Here is a 22617-nt window from a genome sequence, read left to right on the forward strand (position 1 = left end):
ATAAAAAGTATCTTCGCATCCTAAATGTGAATATATGGAAGCAAAGACAGAAGGTGAAGTAGGAGTTGAATTGAGTGAAAAACAAATCGATGATTGCTTATATGTATTAGAACAATTAAATGCAGATACCAACTTAATTTTCGATATTCCAAAAGACAAACGCATTGCTTTAATTAAAGCAACCGGACAATTTTCTAGACCAAGTCGAGAAGAGTTTGCAAAGCGTAAAAAAGACGCTAAGAAAAATGCAAAGCGTAAAAAAGAAGTTCAAGATCGTGTTGCTCGTAAAGTAACAGGAATTCGAAATGCTCGGGAAACGCCAATTTTTATGGCGCCTAAATTATTAGCTGCAGCCGATTTAGATACTATAGAAACACCAGAGTTAGAAACACCTAGAAACTGTTACGTATGTAAAGAATCGTTTACTAAAATGCATCATTTTTACGATACGATGTGTACCGATTGTGGAGATTTTAACTACGCTAAACGCTTTCAAACCGCCGATGTTAACGGGCAAGTTGCTGTAATTACAGGATCGCGTTTAAAAATAGGATATCACATTACATTAATGTTATTACGAGGAGGAGCAACGGTTATTGCAACAACTAGATTTCCTGTAGATTCGGCAATTCGTTTTGCTAAGGAAGACGATTTCAATCAGTGGAAAGATCGTTTACACATTCACGGTTTAGATTTAAGACATATACCAAGTGTGGAAATTTTCTGTAATTATATTGAACAGAAATATGACAGACTAGATATTTTAATAAATAATGCGGCCCAAACCGTAAGACGTCCTGCTGGTTTTTACGCACATTTAATGGGTAAGGAAGAACAAGCTATTACTACGTTACCACAGGCTGTTCAAGATTTACTGTCCGATCATACCACGTGTTTAGACGAATTAAAATCACTGACTTCAGGAGCATCTTCAAATAAAAATATGCCAGTGACTTGGCATGGCCCAGAACCCGGAATTGGATTACGAGCGTCTGCAAAACTCTCTCAAATTCCGTATAGTTTCGATAATTCTTTAGTTGCAGATGAAGTCTTTCCTGAAGGGGAATTAGATGCCGATTTACAACAAGTCGATTTAAGAAAGACCAACAGTTGGAGATTGAAACTAGGAGCGATTGAAACGACTGAAATGATTGAAGTACAATTGGTAAATTCTGTCGCGCCTTTTGTATTATGTAATCGTTTGGCAGAGTTGATGAAAAAAGAGAATACGGGGCAGAAGCACATTATAAATGTAACGGCTATGGAAGGTAAATTTCATCGTGTGTTTAAAGAATCTCGTCATCCGCACACCAATATGGCTAAAGCTGCGCTTAATATGCTTACACATACAGCTTCTGGCGATTTAGCTAAAAGCGGAATTTTTATGAATGCTGTAGATACAGGTTGGGTAACAGATGAAGATCCTGCCGAATTAGCGAAAAAGAAACAAGACGAATACGATTTTCAGCCACCTTTAGATATTGTAGATGGAGCTGCTCGTGTTATGGATCCGTTATTAGATGGTATTAATACAGGCAAACATTGGTGTGGTAAATTTCTTAAAGATTACCGTCCAATAGAATGGTAAAAACTCTTAAATAAATTTCATTTTAAGTTTTTAGATCTAAATAAGTGTAAATAGGTTTTGCGTTAGTTTTATGCGTTTTCAAGTCAATAGAATCCTGATATTATGGGTAAATTGCAGTAAAATTAAGAACAATGGAAAACGTATTAGTAGTTGGTGCAACTGGTACCACAGGACATATTATAACAAATTATTTAAAAGAATCTCAAGATTTCGAACCCATAGCAATGGTTAGAAATGAAGCACAAGACAAGAGTTTTAGTGCACATAATATTAGAACAGTTCATGGCGATTTAGAAGGCGATGTTTCCAAAACAGTTTTAGGTATTGATAAAGTGATTTTTGCTGCTGGATCTGGCGGAAATAAGGTAGAAGCAGTAGATCAGGATGGCGCTATAAAAATGATTAAAGCTTCTGAAGCGGCTAATGTTAAAAAGTTTGTAATGTTAAGCTCTATGGGAGCAGATCAACCGGAACAAAGCGAAAAACTTCAAGATTATTTAAAAGCGAAACATAATGCAGATGAGTTTTTGAAGAAATCGTCGCTAAATTATACAATTATTAGACCTGGAACGCTTAATAATAACGCTGGAAAAGGTACAATAGCGTTAGCTGAAAAATTATCTAAACATGGCGAAATTACACGCGATGATGTGGCTCAAACACTCATTCAGGCCTTACGAGATGATGCCACAAATACATCTACTTTTGAAATTTTACAAGGACAAACTCCAATAGAAAAAGCTATTCATATGTTCTAAATGTGTAGAAGATTTAAATGTAAAAATGTATTAACTTGAAATTTTTATTATGATTAAACCAAGAACAGAAACACCAGACCTTACCATAAATTTAGTAAACGATACCAAATGGACACTTAGTGAACAACATCCCGAACATTTTACAATGCTTGTGGTGTATAGAGGGAAACATTGTCCGGTTTGTAAAACATATCTAGAAACCATACAAAAACACATAGAAGACTTTAAAGAAAAGGGTGTAAATGTAATTGCAATTAGTTCTGATACTGAAGAAATCGCTAAGGCTACATACAGCGATTGGAATATTGATGATGTGCCTTTAGGTTATGGCTTTTCTATTGAAGACGCACGATCATGGGGCTTATTTGTTTCTAAAGGCATTAAAAAAGAACCTGAAACCTTTATAGAACCTGGTTTGTTTTTAATTAGACCAGACCGTACATTATATGCGGCTTCTATACAAACTATGCCTTTTGCTAGACCAGAAATTAAAGCGATTTTAGGATCTATAGATTTTGTAATTAATAAAGATTATCCGGCTAGAGGAGAAGCTTAATAGATAAAATTGAGTCATACAAAAAGCCTGTAAACGTTAGTGTTTACAGGCTTTTTGTCTTTATAAATGTAAAATTATTGGTTTTATAAGGTATTTAATACTCTTAGTAAATTAGATTTTTTATTAAATAACTGATATTCAGAATCGATTTGTTTAAGTTGCGTTTCTATTAATTTAGCCTCTCTATAATTTACTAAAAATAAAGAGCCTTCTCCTAAATTAAATTTACGTTCTTCACTTTTTACAATTTGCTTATAATCTACCACTAGATCTAATAAAATATCATACTGTGTTTTGTAAGAAGCAATATTTTGAATGGTTCCATCAATCTTATTTTTTAATGTCACTTTAGTTAACGAAATATCATAAGCGATATCTTGTAACTTCATTTTTGCCATTGCTAAATCTCCGCGTTCTTTTCTTAAAAATAAGGGAAATACAACTTGTAAACCGCTTTTATAATCTGCTGTGTTAAATGCATCTAAATGTTCGTAATCGGAGGACAAGAAATTGTATTCTAGGTTAACAATTGGTAATAAATTGTTCTTTTTTAAGTTTCTATCTACTTTTAAAACAGCTTCTTTAAGCTGTAATTCTTGGAGTTTTGGATGATTTTCAATAAGTTCATCTGTACTGTTTAAAATAGAACTATTCAGTACAACATCAATAATATCAACAGTTTGTGTGTCTGGAACAATAGCGTCTTTTAATTCTAAAGGTAAATTATTCTCTAGCCATAAATAATTAGAAATATCTAAAGTAGATTTTACATAACCAATTCTAGCTTTTTCATAATCTAGCAATCTAGACTTGTAATTAATACTAGCTTCTAGAGTGTCTACCGCAGGATATTCACCAGCAAAGAAACTCTTCTTAACATTGTTTAATCTGTTTTTAGCATTGATAACATAATCACTATAGACTTGCTGTGCTTGGTAATTTTTTAGCCAATTAAAATAAGTTGTAATGGCTTCGTATAAGAACTCATTAACTAGTAACTGGCGTTTAGCTTCAACTTGCTTAGTGTATAATTTAGCCTGTTTTAACGTTGCCATACGTTTATTAGTTAATAAACCTTGTGCAAGGTTTAAAGATATTCCAGCACTGTATAAGCCGTCTTCAGGAGTGTTGTATTCTGGATTTAAATACTTACCATCAGAATTTTCATATTTAGCACTTAATTCTACACCATACCAGGTTGGAATTTTAAAAGTTGTATTTAATTTATCGTAATATTCTGTGCCCTTAAATTTCTTCCGTTTATAATCTACAGAAAGTTTAGGGTCGAAAGCTCCTCTAGCTTTTAATAGCTTAGATTCACCTTCGGTTGTTAATAAATGGGCTTGTTTTACAACAGGATGGTAGTTTTTTACGTAACCCAAATATTCTTCTAAAGATAGAATACTGTCGTTAAGCTGTGCATAATTCACAGTAACAAAAAGCAAGCATATAATAGTAAATAGTTTTTGCATTAATAACTGTTTTTATCTGTTGATGATTTTGATGCTCCTGCTGGTTGATAAAAGTTAGGAGGGAAGCTGTTAATTTGTCTCCATAATTCATACCAAATTGGCACATTATCTAATAACGCAATAGTTTGTGCTCCAGAACCTACACGTATGGCTTCTGGCCAATCTACATCATTTTCATCTGGACTAACTAATACACGATACATTCCGTTTGCACTTATAAAGTTCTCTATTGCTATAATTTTAGCACCATAAGTACCGTAAGATGCATTTGGCCATCCGCTAAATACAATTGCAGGCCATCCGTCAAACTGAACACGAACTGTTTCGCCTTTATGTAACAAAGGTAAATCTATAGGACGCACGTACATTTCTACAGCTAGTTCGTAGCTTGCAGGCATAATATTTACCAATTGTTCGCCTTCTTTAAGTGTTTCTCCAACTCCAGCTTTTAAAGCTTTATTAATGTAACCATCTAGAGGAGCCGTAATGTATAATAAACTACTACGTTTAGTATAACTCGCTAAACTACTTTGTAATTTAGACACTTCAACCTCTGCATTATAACCAATAGATTGCGCGGTATACAGATCGCTTTCAGATTTTGAAAACTTATCATTATAGGTGGCACTAATAGTTGAAATGGCTAACTCACTATTAATAACTTGATTTTTAGTGCTTAGAAATTTGTTTTGCAAAGACATTAATTTCGCTTGTGTGTCTTGGAGTTTTGCATATTTTTCTTCGACATCTTTAACCGCCTTTAAACCTTCTTTTTGAAGTGTTATAGTACGTTCGTATTGTGTTTTAGCAATATCTGTATTAATCTTAGCCGCTTCCAAATCCATACTGTCTGTGGTTACTTTTAGTCGGGCTTGAATTAATTTATTCTTTGCTTGTTCTAATTTTAAACGTCGTTCTTGTTTTAAAGCCGAAATTTGATTTTTTAAAGCATTTACTTTGTTTTTATAAGCCTCTACAGACGATGTTTTTGCTGTAATTTGGTTTCCTGTACGTTCTGTTAATTGTGTGTCAAAATACTCACTTTTAACTTCTGAAATACGAAGTATGGTATCTCCTTTTTTTACAAAATCTCCTTCTTGTACAAACCATTCTTCTATACGACCTGGAATTTGAGATTGTAAGGTTTGTGGGCGTTGTCCTGGTTTTATTGTGGTAACAGTACCTGAACTAGATATGTTTTGTGTCCATGGCAATAACATGATAAACCCAATGATTATAAAAAATACTAAAAGCAGCTTTTTTAATACTCTATGGTATTGTATGTCAAATATATACTGACCAGACTTGAATTTCTTCATGTCGATCTGTTCTGAAATGTGATTATGAGAAATGTTTAACATGTGCTATTAGAATTCGTTGATTATATTTCCATTTTTAAGTGTAATTTGTTTATTACACGTATCCTTCCAATGTTCGCTATTACTAACTATTATTAAGCTCCAAGGTCTTTCAGGATCTGTAAGTAGTTTAATAATACGCTCTGCTTCATCTTTTGGAAAATGATCTAATGGATCTTCAAATATTAATATTTTAGGTTGCTTTACTAATGCTCTTGCAATAAGTATTTTGCGTATTACAGTGTATGGTACTTGTTTTCCTTCTGGTTTTAAAATAGTACTTAAACCTTTGGGCTGTTGTTTTAAGAAATCTGTTAAACGGAGTTCTTCAAAAACCTTATATATGGTTTCGTTATCTATGTTTGGATTTCCAAAGGTGACGTTTTCTTTTATGGTACCTTCAAAAGGAAATTCGTCAGACAAGGATAATCCTAAATGTGCGCGATATTCATTTAAAAATAAACTTTCAATAGATAAATTATTTATATAAATATGTCCGTTAGTAGGTTCTAAAATACCAGATATAAGCTGAATTAAACTCGATTTCCCTGAACCACTTTCACCTTTAATCCAGATGCGATCTTTCTGATTAATTGTAAAAGATAAATTGTTTAATATGGGCTTGTTTTGTTCTGGTAATTTATAAGAAACATTAGACAATTCTATAGTTAATTCAGCATCTTGATCTATAGATTCACCTTTTTGTGCTTCTAAAGGCTTGTCTACAACCTGACCTAATTTTTCGATAGAAGTTAACACATCGTAAAAAGATTCTAAACCTAAAAGTAGTTTTTCAACAGAATTAATAATCAATAAAATTACAATCTCTGCAGCTACAAATTGTCCAATATTCATACGTTGGTCTAATACTAAAAGTCCACCAATTACTAATAAACCAGCAGTAACTAGAACTTTAAAGCTTATCATTTGTATAAACTGTAGCATTAAAATTTTAAAGTGATTCTCTCTCGCTTCTAAATAATTGTTTACTAAGGTGTCACTTTTTTCCATTGATAAATTGGTACGTCCAGAAAGTTTAAAACTAATAACAGTACGTGAAATTTCTTGTAACCAGTGGGCTACACTATACTTATATTTAGATTCTACCAAACTTGTGTCTAGTCCGGGTTGCGCGGTGTACTTAAATACAACATAAATAAGAACTAAAAGTAACAGACCAAATACCATAAAAAAGGCATGATAAAAAGAAAGCAGCACTAAAGCCAATATAATTTGTAATAGGGCAGAAGGGACATCTATTAGAATTTTAGATAATCCTTTTTGAATGGTTAACGTATCGAAAAAGCGATTTGCTAATTCGGGTAAGTAATAATTACGTAGTTCACTCATTTTAATCTTAGGAAATCTGTAACTTAAATCGAAAGATGCTCTAGTGAAAATACGTTGCTGTATGGTTTCAATAATACGCATTTGCATTAATCTTAAAGCTCCCGAAAAAGCAACTCCAGCAGTTACCAATATAATTAATACATATAGAGAGGCAGATGTTTGTGCACCTTGTAATAAGTTAATAATGGCCTGAATTCCTAGCGGTAATGACAGACCTACAATACCTTCAAAAACAGCATAATATCCGATTTGATAAATATCTTTGCGTTCTAATTTTAGAAGACCTAAAAAACGCCTCCATGGCGTTAACTCTTTAATTTTCATTAACTAATGTTTTTAGTGTTAAATCGATATAGAAATCGGAAGGTGAATGTGTCTTATTACAATTTGTAATAGATTTGAAATGATTTTTTATAAAATGTTGATGCAAAGCACCTTCTACAATGGTACTTGCAAGACTTAATGGAAAAGGATATTTTGTATTGTACTCTGATATAATTCCTGATAACCGATGAATAACACGTTTGTAAGGCATAAATGCGCCTTCCTTATTGTCTGAATCTACATTTTTTGTTAAATACGATTTAGAGTTTTCATGAATTATTATTTCATTTAAATAAACTTCATCAATATGGCCATATTTATGGTCTAGTTCTGCTGTTCTGCTTACCACATGAATCGCTGTTTTTAACTTGTCTTTAGTGTCGTTATTGCTATAGGTTTCAATGATAAGCTGACATTCTATCCAACTCCAATACCAAGAGGTTAAGTAAACTAATAATTTGTGTTTACTTTCAAAATAACGATAAATCGAACTCTCATTCGATTGTATCACTTCGCCTAGTTTTTTGAAATTAAAATCTTCAAAACCATGTTCTTTAATTAATACAATACTGCTTTCTATAATGCGTTTTCCTAAAGCGGAAGATTCTGGGTCTTTTAGATAAATACCCGTAGGAATCTCGATTTTAAAGGTTGAAAGTAAATCAATCATAAGTAATACTATTTCTCGCAAAGTTAATAGTATTACTATTATTTTAAAGTGTTTGACTATTAAATAAAAGTTAAAAAGAGTTAAGTGTATTGATTTTTAAGGGGTTAATAATTATGTGTCGTACAAAATATCGAATTACTAAAATGTGCTTTTATAATTGATAATTATATAATTAAAAACGCCCTAACCGTAATGATTAGAGCGTTCTATATTTTGAGTATTATTAAATAATTATTTATTATTTGCTATAGTAATGGCTTTTATGTTTACAAATTCTTTTAATCCAAAACCTCCATGTTCTCTTCCATATCCGGAATCTTTTACTCCTCCAAAAGGCATTTCGGGGTTGGCTAAACCAAACGTGTTAATAAATACCATACCTGTATCGAAATATTTTTCGGCTAAAAGTGTAGCACGTTTAACATCTTTAGAGAATATTCCGCCTCCAAGACCAAAACAGCTATCGTTTGCAATACGCATAGCATCTTCATCGTCTTTTGCTTTTATTAAAGCAGCTACAGGACCAAAAAGTTCATCGTTGTAAGCTGGTTGTCCTGGTGTAACATCACTTAAAACAGTTGCAGGATAGTAATATCCTTTACCTTCTTTAGGTGCTCCACCACATAATATTTTGGCTCCTTTATTTACACTTTCGGTAACTTGTTCATGTAATTTATCTCGTAAATCTGCTCTGGCTATTGGTCCTAAATTGGTGTCTTTTGCTTTTGGATCGCCCAGTTTTAATTCGGACATGGCTTTTACAAATGCATCTTTAAAGCTGTCGTAAACCGCATCTACAGCTATAAAACGTTTGGCAGCAATACAGGTTTCTCCATTATTATAAATACGTCCTTTAACTGCTTCGGTAACAGCTAGCTCAATATCTGCATCTTTAAAAATTAAGTAAGCATCGTTACTTCCTAATTCCATAACCGTTTTTTTGAGTTGCTTACCTGCTTTTTCTCCAATAATTCTACCGGCTTCTGGGCTTCCTGTTAAGGTAACACCTCTGACTAATTTATTTTCTATAATAGCATCAGATTGGTCGTGATTAATAATTAGTACTGTAAATAAACCATCTGGTAATCCTGCTGCCTTAAAAATAGATTCTAACAGTTTTGCTGTTCCTGTTACATTAGATGCGTGTTTTAGTAATACACTATTTCCTGCCATTAAGTTCGTTATAGCGTAACGAATAACTTGGTAAGACGGATAATTCCAAGGTTGTATTCCATAAATAATTCCAATAGGCGAATAGGTAATACGTCCTTTAGTGCCGTTAGCGAATTCGCGGTCTTCTGGTTTTAATACCGTTTCGGCTTGTTCTGCGGCATAATTACAAACTGCAGTACAAATGTCTATTTCTTGCTGACTTTGGGTGAGTAATTTTCCCATTTCATCAGTCATAAGTTCTGCTAATTCTGTTTTATAATGTTGTAATTCTTCACCAATAGATTTTATAATTTTTGCTCGTTTTTCAAAAGGTTGGTGTCTCCAATCTAAAAAGGCTTTTTGCGAAGCTTCTATCTTTTCGGTTACAGTATCATCCGTCATATATGTATATGTAGATAACGGTGTCCCGTCTGTTGGGTTAATTGTTTTAAACGTATCTTTTTGTGTTTCAGTCTCCATAATCTTTTCTTTTATCGTGTTATTTTGGCACCTTATTGTACCTTAACATTTGTAAAGATACCTCTGGATTTGGTGTTATCTTTGCTCTATTATAACAGATATTGACGCTAATGCAAAAGCATGAGTTCAATTCAGAAATATTAATGTATATTACTTTTACAATTTCTATATGAATAGATTTTTATTCGTTTCAATAATAGAATATTTACCAAAAAAATAGAATATTATGATGCACACCATGTATAGTTTACTCGCACAATTACCTTTAGGAACACCTAATCCAGACAATAACACACCAATAGATTTTACAAGTCCTTTTGATGTTATTGTATTTATAATCTTACCTATTCTTATGATTATTTTTTATGTGATTTGGAGAAAGAATCAGAAAAATAATAAATAAATTTAAAACTTTATTTACCTAATTCTATTAGTATTTTTGCTGTATATATTGAATTTTAAAAGTTGTTTTATAACTATTAAAATCACAAGTAATTAAAGAATACACCATGAGTTTTTTTGATACATTTTTTGAAAGTCAAGCAGAACACACGCACCATTTTCCCGAACCAACTAGCAATGGTGAAGTTAAAATAGAAAACAATACATTGATTTGCCAAGATTTTAAAGATAAAGGCATGCGTAGTTGTGTTGTGAATCTGGACGACTTACAATATGTGTATATTAAAGTGATTGATGAAAACGATAAGTATCTGTTTCTTTTCGATCACCATCAAAATGATATTCCTCTTACTTATAAAGGTTTTGAAAAGGTGTACACGCAATTATCTGAAACTTTTAATTTTAATGACGCTGTTTTTTTCGAAAATATGACTAAAACGGAACGTCTAAAAAAACAAATTTGGAGACGTAAATATCCTAAAACATATACCATTCTAGATACGAATTATAGCGATTATAACGAAGGTTTTGAAATTCAATCTCAACCAAAACAGTTTATATCTTGGGAGTCCACTTATGATGAAATTAAGGATTACGAAAATATTTACTTTGAAAAATCGCCTTACGACCAAACACTCTTAAAATTTAAATATCCAATTCGTATTGGCAATGTTATTTTAACGACGCTTCAAGCTTATTTTGATAACACGAGAACAGATGTTCCTGTGCTACATTATTATTGTAATTGCTATAACGATTTAGGGAATGATGGTAGTTATAATGATTTAAATAAGGTATTTACACAAGATTTAGTTCCCGATAAAGTGTTAAAAGGTTATGAAAGAGCAGATCAGAAAAATTGGTTCTTCGATTTGAATAACATCAAACTATCTATGTGTTATACTTACGATTCTAATTGGCAGTTTGATGGTGGAAATACATCTATAACTATTAAAAATCAGCGAGAATATCCAGAATTATTAATCGATGTCGTTTACGAAAAAGCTATTGTAATATCTGAAACCTTGTCTTTAGATGGCGATTTTAGTTGCCCTGAAGACTACATGAGAAATAGCAGAATAAAATACACGCCAAAAAGTATTACAGAGAAATTTAAAGCAGGCACTATTATATGGACAGATTCTGTGAATGAGAAAATAGGATTTGCCTCTAAAGGTTATGCTCAGGTTTTTGATTTAGCAGAAATAAAAGCCCTTAATATTCGTAATGTATTGCCAGCACGCGGAAGAGGTCGTGCAGATTTATTTGTAATAACGACAGATGATACTTTTCATACTGTGTTATCCGGAACTTGTAAAGTTTTCGATAAATATGTAGATAATTTGAAGCAATTAAGCGGAAAAATCATCATGTTTGAGCCCGAATATTACGACTGTTAATGCGCTGAAATTGAAATAATTTCTATGTTTTTGAATGAAAAAAGCAGATTTTTACATTGATTTTAAAATAAAATATTCATTTTTGATTTTCAGAATACAAACCACTACATCGTATTCTATTTAAAAGACAAAGACCATGTGCAAAGAAAAATTTATGAAAGAAGCTGTAGATGCAGCACTACGAGGAATGAATAACAACGAAGGCGGACCATTTGGTTGCGTGGTTGTTAAAGATGGAAAAATTGTTGGACGCGGTAATAATAAAGTCACCTCGACTAACGATCCTACAGCACATGCAGAAGTTACAGCCATTAGAGATGCATGCAAAAATCTAGATACATTTCAATTAGATGGTTGCGAAATTTATACTTCATGTGAGCCTTGTCCGATGTGTTTAGGTGCTATTTATTGGGCACGCCCAGATAAAGTGTACTACGGAAGCAATCAAGAAGATGCAGCAAATATTGGGTTCGACGATGCTTTTATTTATAAAGAAATTCCGTTACCGTACGAGAAACGAAGTATTCCGTTTACGCAACTTGCCAGAGAAATTGCATTAGAGCCTTTTCAAGAGTGGACTAAAAAAGTAGATAAAACAGCATATTAAATAGTATTATTTTTAAGCCTCTTTAAAGGGAAATTTATTTTCTCTATTAGAATAAGATCAATTCTAATTATAAAAAGCACGCCTAAAGTATAAGCTATTAAGTCGCCAAAACTAAATGTGCTTCCAAAAATTATACTAGCTATTCTATTTCCAGATAAACCTGTTAGTTCTAAAAAAGGAGTAAGTTGTAGTAATTCTACAAGAAAAGAAAATACTAAAACACCAAGTCCTAGTTTTATAGGTTCAATATTAAAAAAGGATTTTACTAAGACGTAAACACCTATTACGGCTAAAAAATCGCCAAACGTATCACGGATAAATCCCGAGGTTTTGGCTATTAATAGTTCTGTACAGAGTAATAAAACAAATGCGATAAAGTATTTATAATTAAAGGACATAGATTAACTTTTAGTCGGTTCATAATTTAATTTTTAAAAATTTAAAAAAGTATCAAGCCTTATAAAGCTTGATACTTTTTTTGTAAATATTATTCTCCGTTTTGCCAATCTATCTTTCTAGACGCATACATTACGGCCGCTAAAATTGCAAATAAACCAATACTACCAACTAATAGCGCGTAGCTTTCTAATTGAATGATTACAAATATAAAAGTGTATAATATGGTTAGCGAAAGACCTATAAAAAGCGGGAATTTTATATTCTTTAAAATAGATTTAGAATAGAGTGTAATTAGTACAATAACAGATGTACCAGCAATGATATAGGCTTTTAAATAACTACTATGTTCGGATATAGAAATTAGCAAGGTGTAAAACATAGTTAATGCAATACCAATCATTAAATACTGAAACGGATGAATTTTAATTTTACTCATGGTTTGTATTAAAAAGAAGATTAAGAACGTTAATCCAATCACTAAAAACCCCATATTTCGCAGAGCGTTCACTTTTCTGATATTCATCTACAGGAATCATAAAATTAACACCAAAGGCATATGCTTTTAAATCAGGAAGACCATTAAAAGATTCTTGAGAAAAAGGACGATTTATATCTAACACTTTCCATTTGGCATTAAAACCATTGGTAGAAATTTTATCAGAATTCTGAGGCAAGTATTCCCCTAAAAAATTGGCTGTTTTCCAATCAGACTGAATATGTACATTGGTTTCTTTCCCAACAGGAATAAATCGTATTTGCTTACTTCCGTTTATGTTAATATTTAAATTAAAAGGCACATCGTTTTCTATAGGTAAATCTGCTTCTTTTATAGATTTACTTTCTAATTTATGCAATTGCAAATCATCTAAATAACTAGTGTTATCTTGTTGGTATTTAGAATGTAAAGCATATTTGTTTTTGTTAAATGTAATTTCAACCAAACTATTTACACCTTTTAAGTTAGAGGTTTTAACAACCAATTTAGATTTATCCCATAAAATGTCTTCGTCTTTAATATCTTGTTCACTAAAATCGGGTTTAGTAAAACTACCAGTCACATCAATATTACTTTTATATACAGCAGTTTTATAAATACCACGTTGTTTTTCTTCTGGATTTATGGTTGATGTGATGTCTAATGTATTCGGAAAAAAGTAAGCATACTCTGTAGATGTGTAACTTTCTTTTTTAGTTTTTTTAGTGGTTTCATTTAATATTTCTTTAATATGATGCACTCGGTAAGGCACCTTTAATATTGGGCCATATAATAACACTTCTTTTCCCCATTTCTGATTAATTTCATTAACAACCTCTTCCTGTCTGTCCATTCTTTCATGAATTAGACTTTTTATAAACGATAGCGGAATTAAGAGTATCATTGTTAAAATACCAACCATTAACATTCTTGCTGTAATCGAGTTTTTTACCCATTTTCCAAATCTACTAGGTTGTTGTTTTTGTGTTTCCATTTTTTTTAGTTTTATATCTTAATATTTGTATTTTAAAAGGACTTTGAATTTCAAAGTATATAGATAAATAAAAAAAGCTAAGTGTTCTTAATTAACTTTTCTAGGGCATTAATATGTTTCTTAAATTCGGCTTTACCAAGCAGGGTAGAGGCATATTTTGTATTTGGTTTTCTTCCAATAAATTGTTTTTCAACAGTAATAAATTCAACTTTTTCTAAAGCCTTTAAATGGCTAGCTAAGTTACCATCTGTACAGCCTAATAACTCTTTTAGTGTTTTAAAATCTGCATACTCATTTACCATTAAAACCGACATAATTCCTAGTCGTATTCTATGGTCAAAAGCCTTGTTTATATTTAAAATAATGTTTTTCACAATACGTAGATTACTTTATAAGCGCCTATTATTTTCTTTCATATTTAAAGTACATAAAAATACCGTAAATAATATGCATAAACCCAAAACCAATTACCCAAAACCAAAAACCTAAACCAGGAAATAGCGCACTAATTAATCCCAAGCTAATTTCTATTAAACCTAAATATTTTACATAACCCAAAGTATGTTTAGACGCATTATATAAGGCTACACCGTAAAATACAAGCATTAAAGCTCCGGTTTGTCCATATTTTCCTTGACTTAAAATTATTAAGATGTATAAACCACCGGCAATAAGCGGAATTAAAAAACTCGCTAACAAATTTTTAGTCGTTGTGTTCCAGTAAGACTCTTTGTTTTTATTTGCTCTTTTTGTGGTTAAGAAAATAGAAGTTCCTACACTTAATACCAATACAATAAGTAGGTCTAATAAAACCAATCTAAAGACTTTTCCATCTAACATCAATGTGCCATAAGAAAAAGAGTGTACTAACCAATAGGCGTAACCTGCGCCAATTAAAGCATAAATACCTGCTAAAATACCCGATATACCACTTAATGAAATAAATCTGGATGATTTTGTCATTAAGTTTTTAATTTCCGAAATGTCGTTTAAATACTTTTCTGTGCTCATTTATAAAGAACTTTGAAATACAAAGTAAGTAAATATAAATGTATTGCACAACTAAATTTTTAAAAAGTATTTGGGCGTTACCTAAAGGTCGGGCTTTACATTATATCTTTTTATTTCGAAAAGAAAATAAAAAGGATGCCATTTCAATCCCTAACGCAAAAAGAAGCTCAAAAATATATTTTCATGTAATTAAAAAGTTTACAAACACAATTATAGTTAATATTGGTTTTAGTCCTTAAATAAAGTAACGCTGTTAAATTAAAGTTTCCTATTTTTAATGCTGTATTTACGTTATACAGCATTATCTAAATGAAAATATACTCAGTAAAATATAAAGACACGTTTGGATCTTTAAACACTAAAATCTATTCAGACGGTAGTATCTTAAATCTTACATTAAGAGGTGTTCACTTTAAAGGATATGATTTTGAAGCGCTTGAAGGCATTGTCGATAAAAGTAAATTCGAATATGCCGTGTATGACAATGGAGTAGGAGTTCTAACCAACTTTGAATTAACTACAGAAATGCCAATTGATATTCTGGATAATGGAATAGTAAAAACAGAAAACCTTATAGCATATATTGCAACAGGAAGTAATAAGAGTAGTGTCCGGTTAACATTAAAAACTGAACACGGCATATTTTTAAACAAAGTAGAATACGATTCTTTTGAAGATGCTATTCTTAATATTCAAAATCAATTACCAGAAAACGTAAAAATTAAAACCTGCTTAAGCTGTAAATATTCTAATTATCATCCTGTAGGAAATGGTATGTTTGGAGGATTAAATTGTTTTAAAAACGTAAAAGAAGATCTAGAACAGGTGTGTAATAAAAGTGATTTAATGCATTTATGGGACAAAGGTTTAGAAGAAAATAAAACCTTTAATGTTCAAGAAACAAATGTTTGTAGTTCCCATAAGTTTGTAACTAAAAATAACTGGGTTTATAAAAATTGGACCTCATAATTAAGTCTAATTTTAGTTACTTATTGTGGTTTAGGCGTTAATAAAGTCTGCTAAACGTTTTAATTAGTTCCGTAAATAATATTAAGTTACGAGTATATAATCTGTCAGTTTTAAACTAATTCTAATTTAATATTCGCTCATAATTTCAAGAATTCACAACTCTTTTTTTTGTATAAATTCAAATTAGTTTTACATTTGTATCGTGAACGATTTAATCTTAAACGATATGAATAATACTCAAACAAAAACAACCTTAATTCAAAATATTTTTAGAATTCTACTAGGAGCTTTTATGCTTTATGCAGGAATTGGACATTTAACTTTTTTACGTACAGAATTTCAATCGCAAGTACCAACTTGGATCGCCACAAATACAACTTTTATGGACTTTATTGTTCTGGCTTCTGGTGTGTTAGAAATTACATTTGGTGCACTTATGGTGCTTGGAGGAAAATTAAAAGTTAAAACAGGAATTGCCTTAGCTATGTTTTACGTCTTAATTTTTCCAGGAAACATTAACCAATATGTAAACCAAATAGATGCTTTTGGATTGAATACGGACACTAAAAGGTTAATCAGATTGTTTTTTCAACCGGTATTAGTGCTTTGGGCGTTATGGTCTACACAAGCGCTCTCATTTTTAAGAACTAAATTTAAAAAGTAAATATGGAAACCTCAATATATGATTTTTCTGCGACTAAACTGAATGGTCAAAAATTAGATTTAAGCGAATACAAAGGAAAAACAATTGTAGTGGTAAATACTGCTAGTAAGTGCGGTCTTACTCCACAATACGAAGGATTAGAAAACCTTTATAATACGTATAAAGATCAAGGATTAGTTGTTTTAGGTTTTCCATGCAATCAATTCGGACATCAAGAAAAAGGAACATCTCAAGATATTCAAGAATTTTGTCAGTTAAATTATGGTGTTAGTTTCCCTATGTTCGAAAAAATTGAGGTAAACGGTAAAAATACACATCCTATTTATAACTATTTAAAATCAAAATGCTCTGGAGGATTGCTAGGAAGCGTTATTAAATGGAATTTTACCAAATTTGTAATCGATAAAAACGGAACACCTATAAAACGTTTTGCTCCAACAACTAAGCCAGAAAAAATGGAAGCATTTATAAAAAAAATACTGTAAATATGGAAGACGTGTCAAGTCAACTTAAATTAGAAAATCAAATATGTTTTCCTTTATACGCTGTATCTAGGCTGGTTATTCAACAATATAAACCTTTACTAGACGAGTTAAATGTAACATATCCTCAATATTTAGTTTTATTGGTGCTTTGGGAACGCGAAAAAGTTTCTGTAAAAGACATTTCTGAAAAACTATTATTAGAGACTAATACGTTAACTCCGCTTTTAAAACGCATGGAAAGTAATGGTTTAATACATCGAAACCGCTCTAAAACAGATGAAAGAGTCGTAATTATTTCATTAACACCAGAAGGAAAAGATTTACAAGCTCAGGCAAAAGACATTCCCAAAGCACTTATTAATAATCTAGATTGTTTTTCTATAGAAAAAGATGAGATTTTGGTTTTAAAAAAAATATTAGACGGCATTCTAGAGAAAACAAAAAACAGTTAAACTTTTACCTATTATAAATCATAATCTTATTAATATAATCACAATAAAAAGCATCATATTTTGTGAGTCTAATATAGATTGGTTACCTTTTCTGCTAATTAATTAAAACCTCGACGTTATGTCTGCCATAGAAATGAATTCAGAGATTAATATGAAATTAATTATCTCTGGTTTACTCGTCTTTTTTGCTATTATTTTCTTTGTAGACTTACAACCCGGAAAACCAGAAGTAACATACACTGCAGCCATTGCATTTCTTATGGCATTTTGGTGGGTTACAGAAGCTTTACCAATCGGGATTACTTCATTTCTGCCCATAATACTGTTTCCAACACTTGGTGTTTTAGACGGAAAAGACATTTCAGATGCTTACATTAATTATGTTATTTTTCTATTTATTGGTGGTTTTGTTATGGCTTTGGCCATGGAGAAATGGGATCTCCATAAACGTATGGCTTTAAAAATATTATCTATAGTAGGCGGAAGTCCGTTTAGAATTATGCTCGGGTTTATGTTGGCATCTTCGTTTTTATCTATGTGGATGTCTAATACAGCCACAGCTATGATGATGCTTCCTATTGCATTTTCAGTAACTTCTGCTTTAGAAGAAGTGTATGGAGAAGGTAAAATAAGTTCGTTTGCAGCAGGTTTATTGTTGTCTATAGCGCATGCGTGTTCTATAGGTGGAATCGCTACGTTGGTTGGAACACCTCCCAATTTATCATTTCTAAGAATTTTTGAAATTATTTATCCCGATGCTCCAGAGATTTCATTCGGACAATGGATTACGTTTGCGTTTCCTATTACAGTCATGATTTTTCTGTTTTCACTCTTTTTATTGTATTTCACCTATCGTCCAAAAGGAGAAATTGAAGCTTTAGATTCTTCTTTTTTCAAAGATAAATATGAAGCTTTAGGCGCTATTAGTCCAGAGCAAAAACGTGTATTTGTTTTATTTACAGCTTTAGCATTGTTGTGGGTGTTTAGATCTAATCTTAATTTAGGTTTTATAACAGTTCCTGGATGGAGTACAATCTTTAAAAATCCTAAGTTTTTAAACGATGGAACAGTCGCTATTTTTGTAGCCATGTTACTGTTTATTGTCCCTTCAAGTAAAAAGAAAGAAGCCTTAGTAGATTGGAAAATTATGGTAAAATTACCTTGGCATATTGTGTTTTTATTTGGTGGTGGTTTTGCCTTAGCAAAAGGATTTATAGACTCTGGATTGTCTAGTTATGTTGGCGGACTTTTAGGCTCAACAAAAGGCATGTCTTCAATGAATTTAGTAGGAACTTTAACTGCTTTAATGTCTGTGCTTACAGAGTTTACCTCCAACACAGCCACTACAGAAATGCTTTTACCTATAGTTTCTGGATTAGCATCAGAGATAAAAGTGAACCCGTTATTAATTATGATTCCGGTAACCTTAGCAGCGTCTATGGCATTTATGTTACCTATTGCAACGCCTCCAAACGCCATTGTTTTTGGAACAGGGAAACTAAAAATGATACAGATGATAAAAACAGGAATCATTTTAGATATTTTTGCAACCATTATTATTGTGTTAATGACACTTTTTTGGGGAACTATTATATTTCATATAGATCCTAGTGTTTTCCCAGAATGGGCAGATCATGCAGTCAAAGTAATTCAGCATTAAATAGTAATTTAAAGAAGGTTCTATAGTTTTTATTAGTGTACAAATCTAAATCATTTAACATCTTTGTAGCATGCATACATCTATCGCGAAACACATACAAAATCATATCCATCCAAGTGCGATCGATATGCAAAAAATCTTTTCTATTTTAAATGAGGTATCTGTATCTAAAGGCGCCTTTTTATTAAAACCAGGAACCCGTGTTAAGCACGAGTATTTTGTTGTAAAAGGGTGCTTAAAGGCTTATTATATGGATGGAAAAGGAAGTAAACACATCTTGCAATTTGCTGTAGAAAACTGGTGGATTGGCGATTTTGAAGCCTTTTATAATCAGGGCAATTCAAATTTATATATTGAGGCTATAGAAGATGCGCAATTGTTATCTATTAATCACGACGCGCTTCAAGTATTATATGAAGATGCTCCCATTTTCGAACGTTATTTCAGAATTTTAATTACAAAAGCATTTATTTCTCAGCAGAAACGTATTTTATCTACACAAGAAAAGCACACACAAGAACGTTATCTCGATTTTTGTAAATCGTACCCGAGTATAGAGAATAGAGTTGCGAATTACGATATTGCAAATTATTTAGGTGTGACTCCAGAAAATTTAAGTCGTGTTAGAAAAACTTTAAAATAGTTAAATCTATCCCAATTGATATAGGTCAATGAGATTAGCTATGCTGTATTGTAAATTTGTTTCAATAACAATTTAAAAAATCACAGCTATGAGTAATCAAAATCTTTTAAAACCATATCATAAAAATATAAACCTTAAAAACAGAATCGTTATGGCACCAATGACGCGTAGTCGTGCCGATAATGAAGCTAAGGTTGCAACAGACGAATTACAGGGCTTGTATTACGAACAACGTGCTTCTGCAGGTTTAATTATTACAGAAGGCTCTCAAGTTTCTAAACAAGCAGTAGGTTATATTAATACGCCTGGAATTTATTCTGAAGCGCAAGTAGAAGGTTGGAAAAAAGTAACCAAACGTGTACACGATAAAGGCGGAACTATTTTTATTCAATTATGGCATGTTGGACGTATATCTCATCCCGATTTTCATAATGGAGAATTACCGGTTTCAGCTTCAGCTATAAATCCGCATGCTAAATCATTCACGCCAGAAGGTTTTAAAGAAACTGTAACGCCTAAAGCGATGACGATTGCAGACATTAAGCAAACAGTTACAGATTTTAAAAATGCTGCAGCAAATGCAGTAAAAGCAGGGTTTGATGGTCTCGAAATTCATTCCTCTAACGGGTATTTATTTCAGCAATTTTTTAACGCATGTTCTAATACCAGAACAGATGAATATGGTGGGAGTATAGAAAACAGAAGCCGTTTCTTCTTTGAAGTTTTAGATGCTATTAAAACAGTAATACCACAAGAAAAAGTTGGTGTGCGTTTTAATCCGTCTTTACACGGCATGTTTGGTATTACAATAGATGAAGAAACCATTCCAACATTCGAATATATCATTGAAAAATTAAACGACTACAACTTAGCCTATGTACATTTATCAGAACCGTTTACAGATGTATCTGATGTACCGTTTGCAGTGACAAATATAGCTAAACATTTCCGACCATTATATAAAGGAACGTTAATGATAAACAACGTATCTGATAAAGAGACCGGAAATAAAGTATTGGAAGATGGCGATGCCGATTTAGTGGCTTACGGTAAGTTGTTTATTTCGAATCCCGATTTAGTAGCGCGATTTGAAAACAATTTGGAGTTAGCCGAATGGGATCAAGATACCTTCTATACACAAGGAGAAAAAGGATATACAGATTATCCTAATGCCTCTAAATAGTATTAACAATTAAAACAAAACCTATGAAATTTACAAGACAAGCACATGCAGGATGGAAAGGAAGTGGAAAAGATGGCCAAGGACAGCTTACCACAGGAAGTAAAGTTCTAGATCACACACAATATTCTTTTAAAACCCGTTTTGAAGATGGTGAAAAAGGAACCAATCCAGAGGAACTAATTGGTGCAGCTCATGCTGGATGTTTTGCGATGCAATTAAGCTTTTTATTAAACGAAGCCGATTATACCGCAACAACTTTAGATGTAGATGCATCTGTTAATTTTGAAGATGGCGCCATTACTAAAATCATCTTAAATTTAGTAGGCGATGTACCTAATATAGATGCAGAAGAGTTTCAGCAAATAGCACATGAAGCGAAAGCCGTGTGTCCTATTTCAAAACTATTGAACACAGAAATTGAATTAAAAGTAACCTTAAAAAACATATAAATTTTGTCTACAACAACAGTAAAAGCATATGGTGCAACAGCATCTACAGCAGATTTAAAACCATTAGATATACAGCGTAGAGCTGTAGGAACAGACGATGTAAAGATTGATATTACGTATTGTGGTGTATGCCATAGTGATATACATACCGTAAGAAACGACTGGAAAGGATCGACATATCCCGTAGTACCTGGACACGAAATTATTGGTCGTGTTACAGAAATAGGTTCTGGCGTAAGTCGTTATAAAGTAGGCGATTTAGTTGGTGTTGGATGTATGGTAGATTCTTGCCATACTTGTGCCTCTTGCGCACAAGATTTAGAACAATTTTGTGAAAACGGAACCACATATACATACAACAGTCCTGATAAACATCTTGAAGGTTTACAAACCTATGGAGGGTATTCAACAGCTGTTGTAGTCGACGAAAAATTTGTACTTCGTGTACCAGAAAATTTAGACGAAGCAGCTACTGCACCATTATTATGTGCTGGTATTACCACTTGGTCGCCTTTAAGTCACTGGAACGTGAAAAAAGGAGATAAAGTTGGTGTTATTGGCCTTGGTGGTTTAGGGCATATGGGTGTTAAATTTGCAGCAGCATTAGGAGCGCATGTAGTTATGATTACTACGTCTCCAGAAAAAGGACACGATGCTAAACGCTTAGGTGCGCATGAAGTATTGGTGTCTAAAGATGCAGACGATATGAAAAAGCATCAAGGAAGTTTCGACTTTATATTAAATACCATTCCTGTAGGTCATGAAATGGATCCGTACTTAGCATTACTTAAAATAGATGCCACTATGGTATTAGTAGGTGCTGTAGAGCCCTTAAAACCATTCCATGGCGGAAGTCTTATTGGCGGACGTAAACGTGTTGCAGGATCTCTAATTGGTGGTATCAAAGAAACACAAGAGATGTTAGATTTCTGTGGAGAACATAATATTACTAGTGATATAGAGCTTATTGATATGCAAAATATTAATGACGCCTACGAACGTGTGACTAAAAACGATGTGAAGTATCGCTTTGTTATCGATATGAAATCGCTTAAAAAATAGTCCTTTTTTTAAGTTTAATACAAATTAGCAGTACCTAGAGTTATTTAGGTGCTG

25 protein-coding genes are annotated in these 22617 nt (G+C 32.2%); 15 read left to right on the forward strand and 10 right to left on the reverse strand.

Annotated features, from left to right (window positions below; translation table 11 throughout):
• Nucleotides 1–34: 34 nt before the first annotated feature.
• From GQR95_RS11500 to GQR95_RS11510, 3 genes are all read left to right on the forward strand, one after another.
• Nucleotides 35–1588, forward strand: a complete 1554-nt coding sequence (locus GQR95_RS11500) for an SDR family NAD(P)-dependent oxidoreductase (protein ID WP_159023295.1) — start codon at nucleotides 35–37, stop codon at nucleotides 1586–1588.
• A gap of 131 nt (nucleotides 1589–1719) precedes the next feature.
• The gene (locus GQR95_RS11505; RefSeq protein ID WP_159023296.1) at nucleotides 1720–2346 is read left to right on the forward strand and encodes an SDR family oxidoreductase; all 627 of its coding nucleotides are present in this window, start codon (nucleotides 1720–1722) and stop codon (nucleotides 2344–2346) included.
• 49 nt (nucleotides 2347–2395) lie between these two features.
• Entirely contained in the window at nucleotides 2396–2902 is a 507-nt protein-coding gene (locus GQR95_RS11510) for a redoxin domain-containing protein (RefSeq protein WP_159023297.1), read from the forward strand.
• 83 nt (nucleotides 2903–2985) lie between these two features.
• On the opposite strand, the gene GQR95_RS11515 is transcribed toward GQR95_RS11510, so the two are convergent.
• From GQR95_RS11515 to GQR95_RS11535, 5 genes are all read right to left on the reverse strand, one after another.
• Nucleotides 2986–4374 (reverse strand): TolC family protein, encoded by a 1389-nt coding sequence (locus GQR95_RS11515; protein WP_159023298.1) that lies wholly within the window; start codon nucleotides 4372–4374, stop codon nucleotides 2986–2988.
• Nucleotides 4374–5735, reverse strand: a complete 1362-nt coding sequence (locus tag GQR95_RS11520; protein ID WP_159023299.1) for an HlyD family secretion protein — start codon at nucleotides 5733–5735, stop codon at nucleotides 4374–4376. The genes GQR95_RS11515 and GQR95_RS11520 overlap by 1 nt, the downstream gene beginning before the upstream one ends.
• A gap of 6 nt (nucleotides 5736–5741) precedes the next feature.
• Nucleotides 5742–7406: a peptidase domain-containing ABC transporter gene (locus GQR95_RS11525; protein ID WP_159023300.1), complete on the reverse strand. Its 1665-nt coding sequence runs from the start codon at nucleotides 7404–7406 to the stop codon at nucleotides 5742–5744.
• A complete protein-coding gene (locus GQR95_RS11530) occupies nucleotides 7396–8076 on the reverse strand; it encodes a TetR/AcrR family transcriptional regulator (RefSeq protein WP_159023301.1) in 681 nt (226 codons plus the stop codon). The genes GQR95_RS11525 and GQR95_RS11530 overlap by 11 nt, the downstream gene beginning before the upstream one ends.
• 231 nt (nucleotides 8077–8307) lie before the next feature.
• Nucleotides 8308–9708 carry an NAD-dependent succinate-semialdehyde dehydrogenase gene (locus GQR95_RS11535; RefSeq protein WP_159023302.1) on the reverse strand — a complete coding sequence of 467 codons (1401 nt, stop codon included), beginning with the start codon at nucleotides 9706–9708 and terminating at the stop codon, nucleotides 8308–8310.
• Nucleotides 9709–9934: 226 nt separating this feature from the next.
• On the opposite strand from GQR95_RS11535, the gene GQR95_RS11540 reads away from it, so the two are divergent.
• The 3 genes from GQR95_RS11540 to GQR95_RS11550 all read left to right on the forward strand — a co-directional run bounded on the left by GQR95_RS11540 (nucleotide 9935) and on the right by GQR95_RS11550 (nucleotide 12117).
• Nucleotides 9935–10111: an adenylosuccinate synthetase gene (locus GQR95_RS11540; RefSeq protein ID WP_159023303.1), complete on the forward strand. Its 177-nt coding sequence runs from the start codon at nucleotides 9935–9937 to the stop codon at nucleotides 10109–10111.
• Nucleotides 10112–10217: 106 nt separating this feature from the next.
• Nucleotides 10218–11510 carry a hypothetical protein gene (locus GQR95_RS11545; protein WP_159023304.1) on the forward strand — a complete coding sequence of 431 codons (1293 nt, stop codon included), beginning with the start codon at nucleotides 10218–10220 and terminating at the stop codon, nucleotides 11508–11510.
• 136 nt (nucleotides 11511–11646) lie between these two features.
• Nucleotides 11647–12117, forward strand: a complete 471-nt coding sequence (locus GQR95_RS11550) for a nucleoside deaminase (protein ID WP_159023305.1) — start codon at nucleotides 11647–11649, stop codon at nucleotides 12115–12117.
• Here the strand turns inward: GQR95_RS11550 and GQR95_RS11555 are convergent.
• The 5 genes from GQR95_RS11555 to GQR95_RS11570 form a co-directional block, all read right to left on the reverse strand.
• The gene (locus GQR95_RS11555; protein WP_159023306.1) at nucleotides 12114–12515 is read right to left on the reverse strand and encodes a DUF2809 domain-containing protein; all 402 of its coding nucleotides are present in this window, start codon (nucleotides 12513–12515) and stop codon (nucleotides 12114–12116) included. The two genes, GQR95_RS11550 and GQR95_RS11555, sit on opposite strands and share 4 nt — an antisense overlap.
• A gap of 89 nt (nucleotides 12516–12604) precedes the next feature.
• Nucleotides 12605–12952, reverse strand: coding sequence for an inner membrane CreD family protein (locus GQR95_RS17095; protein WP_370514469.1), 348 nt, complete (start codon nucleotides 12950–12952; stop codon nucleotides 12605–12607).
• Nucleotides 12945–13985 carry a cell envelope integrity protein CreD gene (gene creD, locus GQR95_RS11560; RefSeq protein ID WP_370514470.1) on the reverse strand — a complete coding sequence of 347 codons (1041 nt, stop codon included), beginning with the start codon at nucleotides 13983–13985 and terminating at the stop codon, nucleotides 12945–12947. Before creD ends, GQR95_RS17095 begins: the two co-directional genes overlap by 8 nt.
• A 77-nt stretch (nucleotides 13986–14062) precedes the next feature.
• Nucleotides 14063–14359 (reverse strand): transcriptional regulator, encoded by a 297-nt coding sequence (locus GQR95_RS11565; RefSeq protein WP_159023307.1) that lies wholly within the window; start codon nucleotides 14357–14359, stop codon nucleotides 14063–14065.
• Nucleotides 14360–14387: 28 nt separating this feature from the next.
• A complete protein-coding gene (locus tag GQR95_RS11570; RefSeq protein ID WP_159023308.1) occupies nucleotides 14388–14996 on the reverse strand; it encodes a hypothetical protein in 609 nt (202 codons plus the stop codon).
• Between the two features lie 309 nt (nucleotides 14997–15305).
• On the opposite strand from GQR95_RS11570, the gene GQR95_RS11575 reads away from it, so the two are divergent.
• The 9 genes from GQR95_RS11575 to GQR95_RS11615 all read left to right on the forward strand — a co-directional run bounded on the left by GQR95_RS11575 (nucleotide 15306) and on the right by GQR95_RS11615 (nucleotide 22563).
• On the forward strand, nucleotides 15306–15965 hold the full coding sequence (locus GQR95_RS11575; RefSeq protein ID WP_159023309.1) for a DUF6304 family protein: 660 nt from the start codon (nucleotides 15306–15308) through the stop codon (nucleotides 15963–15965).
• 226 nt (nucleotides 15966–16191) lie between these two features.
• Nucleotides 16192–16629 (forward strand): hypothetical protein, encoded by a 438-nt coding sequence (locus GQR95_RS11580; protein ID WP_159023310.1) that lies wholly within the window; start codon nucleotides 16192–16194, stop codon nucleotides 16627–16629.
• A 2-nt stretch (nucleotides 16630–16631) separates the two neighbouring features.
• Nucleotides 16632–17114 carry a glutathione peroxidase gene (locus GQR95_RS11585; protein ID WP_159023311.1) on the forward strand — a complete coding sequence of 161 codons (483 nt, stop codon included), beginning with the start codon at nucleotides 16632–16634 and terminating at the stop codon, nucleotides 17112–17114.
• Between the two features lie 2 nt (nucleotides 17115–17116).
• Nucleotides 17117–17566, forward strand: a complete 450-nt coding sequence (locus tag GQR95_RS11590; RefSeq protein ID WP_159023312.1) for a MarR family winged helix-turn-helix transcriptional regulator — start codon at nucleotides 17117–17119, stop codon at nucleotides 17564–17566.
• A gap of 118 nt (nucleotides 17567–17684) precedes the next feature.
• Nucleotides 17685–19226, forward strand: coding sequence for a DASS family sodium-coupled anion symporter (locus GQR95_RS11595; protein ID WP_159023313.1), 1542 nt, complete (start codon nucleotides 17685–17687; stop codon nucleotides 19224–19226).
• 70 nt (nucleotides 19227–19296) lie between these two features.
• Complete coding sequence (locus tag GQR95_RS11600; RefSeq protein ID WP_159023314.1) at nucleotides 19297–19869, forward strand: Crp/Fnr family transcriptional regulator; 573 nt, start codon at nucleotides 19297–19299, stop codon at nucleotides 19867–19869.
• A gap of 88 nt (nucleotides 19870–19957) precedes the next feature.
• Nucleotides 19958–21052: an alkene reductase gene (locus GQR95_RS11605; RefSeq protein WP_159023315.1), complete on the forward strand. Its 1095-nt coding sequence runs from the start codon at nucleotides 19958–19960 to the stop codon at nucleotides 21050–21052.
• A gap of 23 nt (nucleotides 21053–21075) precedes the next feature.
• Nucleotides 21076–21501 (forward strand): OsmC family protein, encoded by a 426-nt coding sequence (locus tag GQR95_RS11610; RefSeq protein ID WP_159023316.1) that lies wholly within the window; start codon nucleotides 21076–21078, stop codon nucleotides 21499–21501.
• Nucleotides 21502–21504: 3 nt separating this feature from the next.
• Nucleotides 21505–22563 (forward strand): NAD(P)-dependent alcohol dehydrogenase, encoded by a 1059-nt coding sequence (locus GQR95_RS11615; RefSeq protein ID WP_159023317.1) that lies wholly within the window; start codon nucleotides 21505–21507, stop codon nucleotides 22561–22563.
• Nucleotides 22564–22617 lie beyond the last annotated feature (54 nt).

The sequence above is a fragment of the Formosa sp. L2A11 genome (assembly GCF_009796865.1).
In the GTDB taxonomy this organism is placed as follows: domain Bacteria; phylum Bacteroidota; class Bacteroidia; order Flavobacteriales; family Flavobacteriaceae; genus Formosa.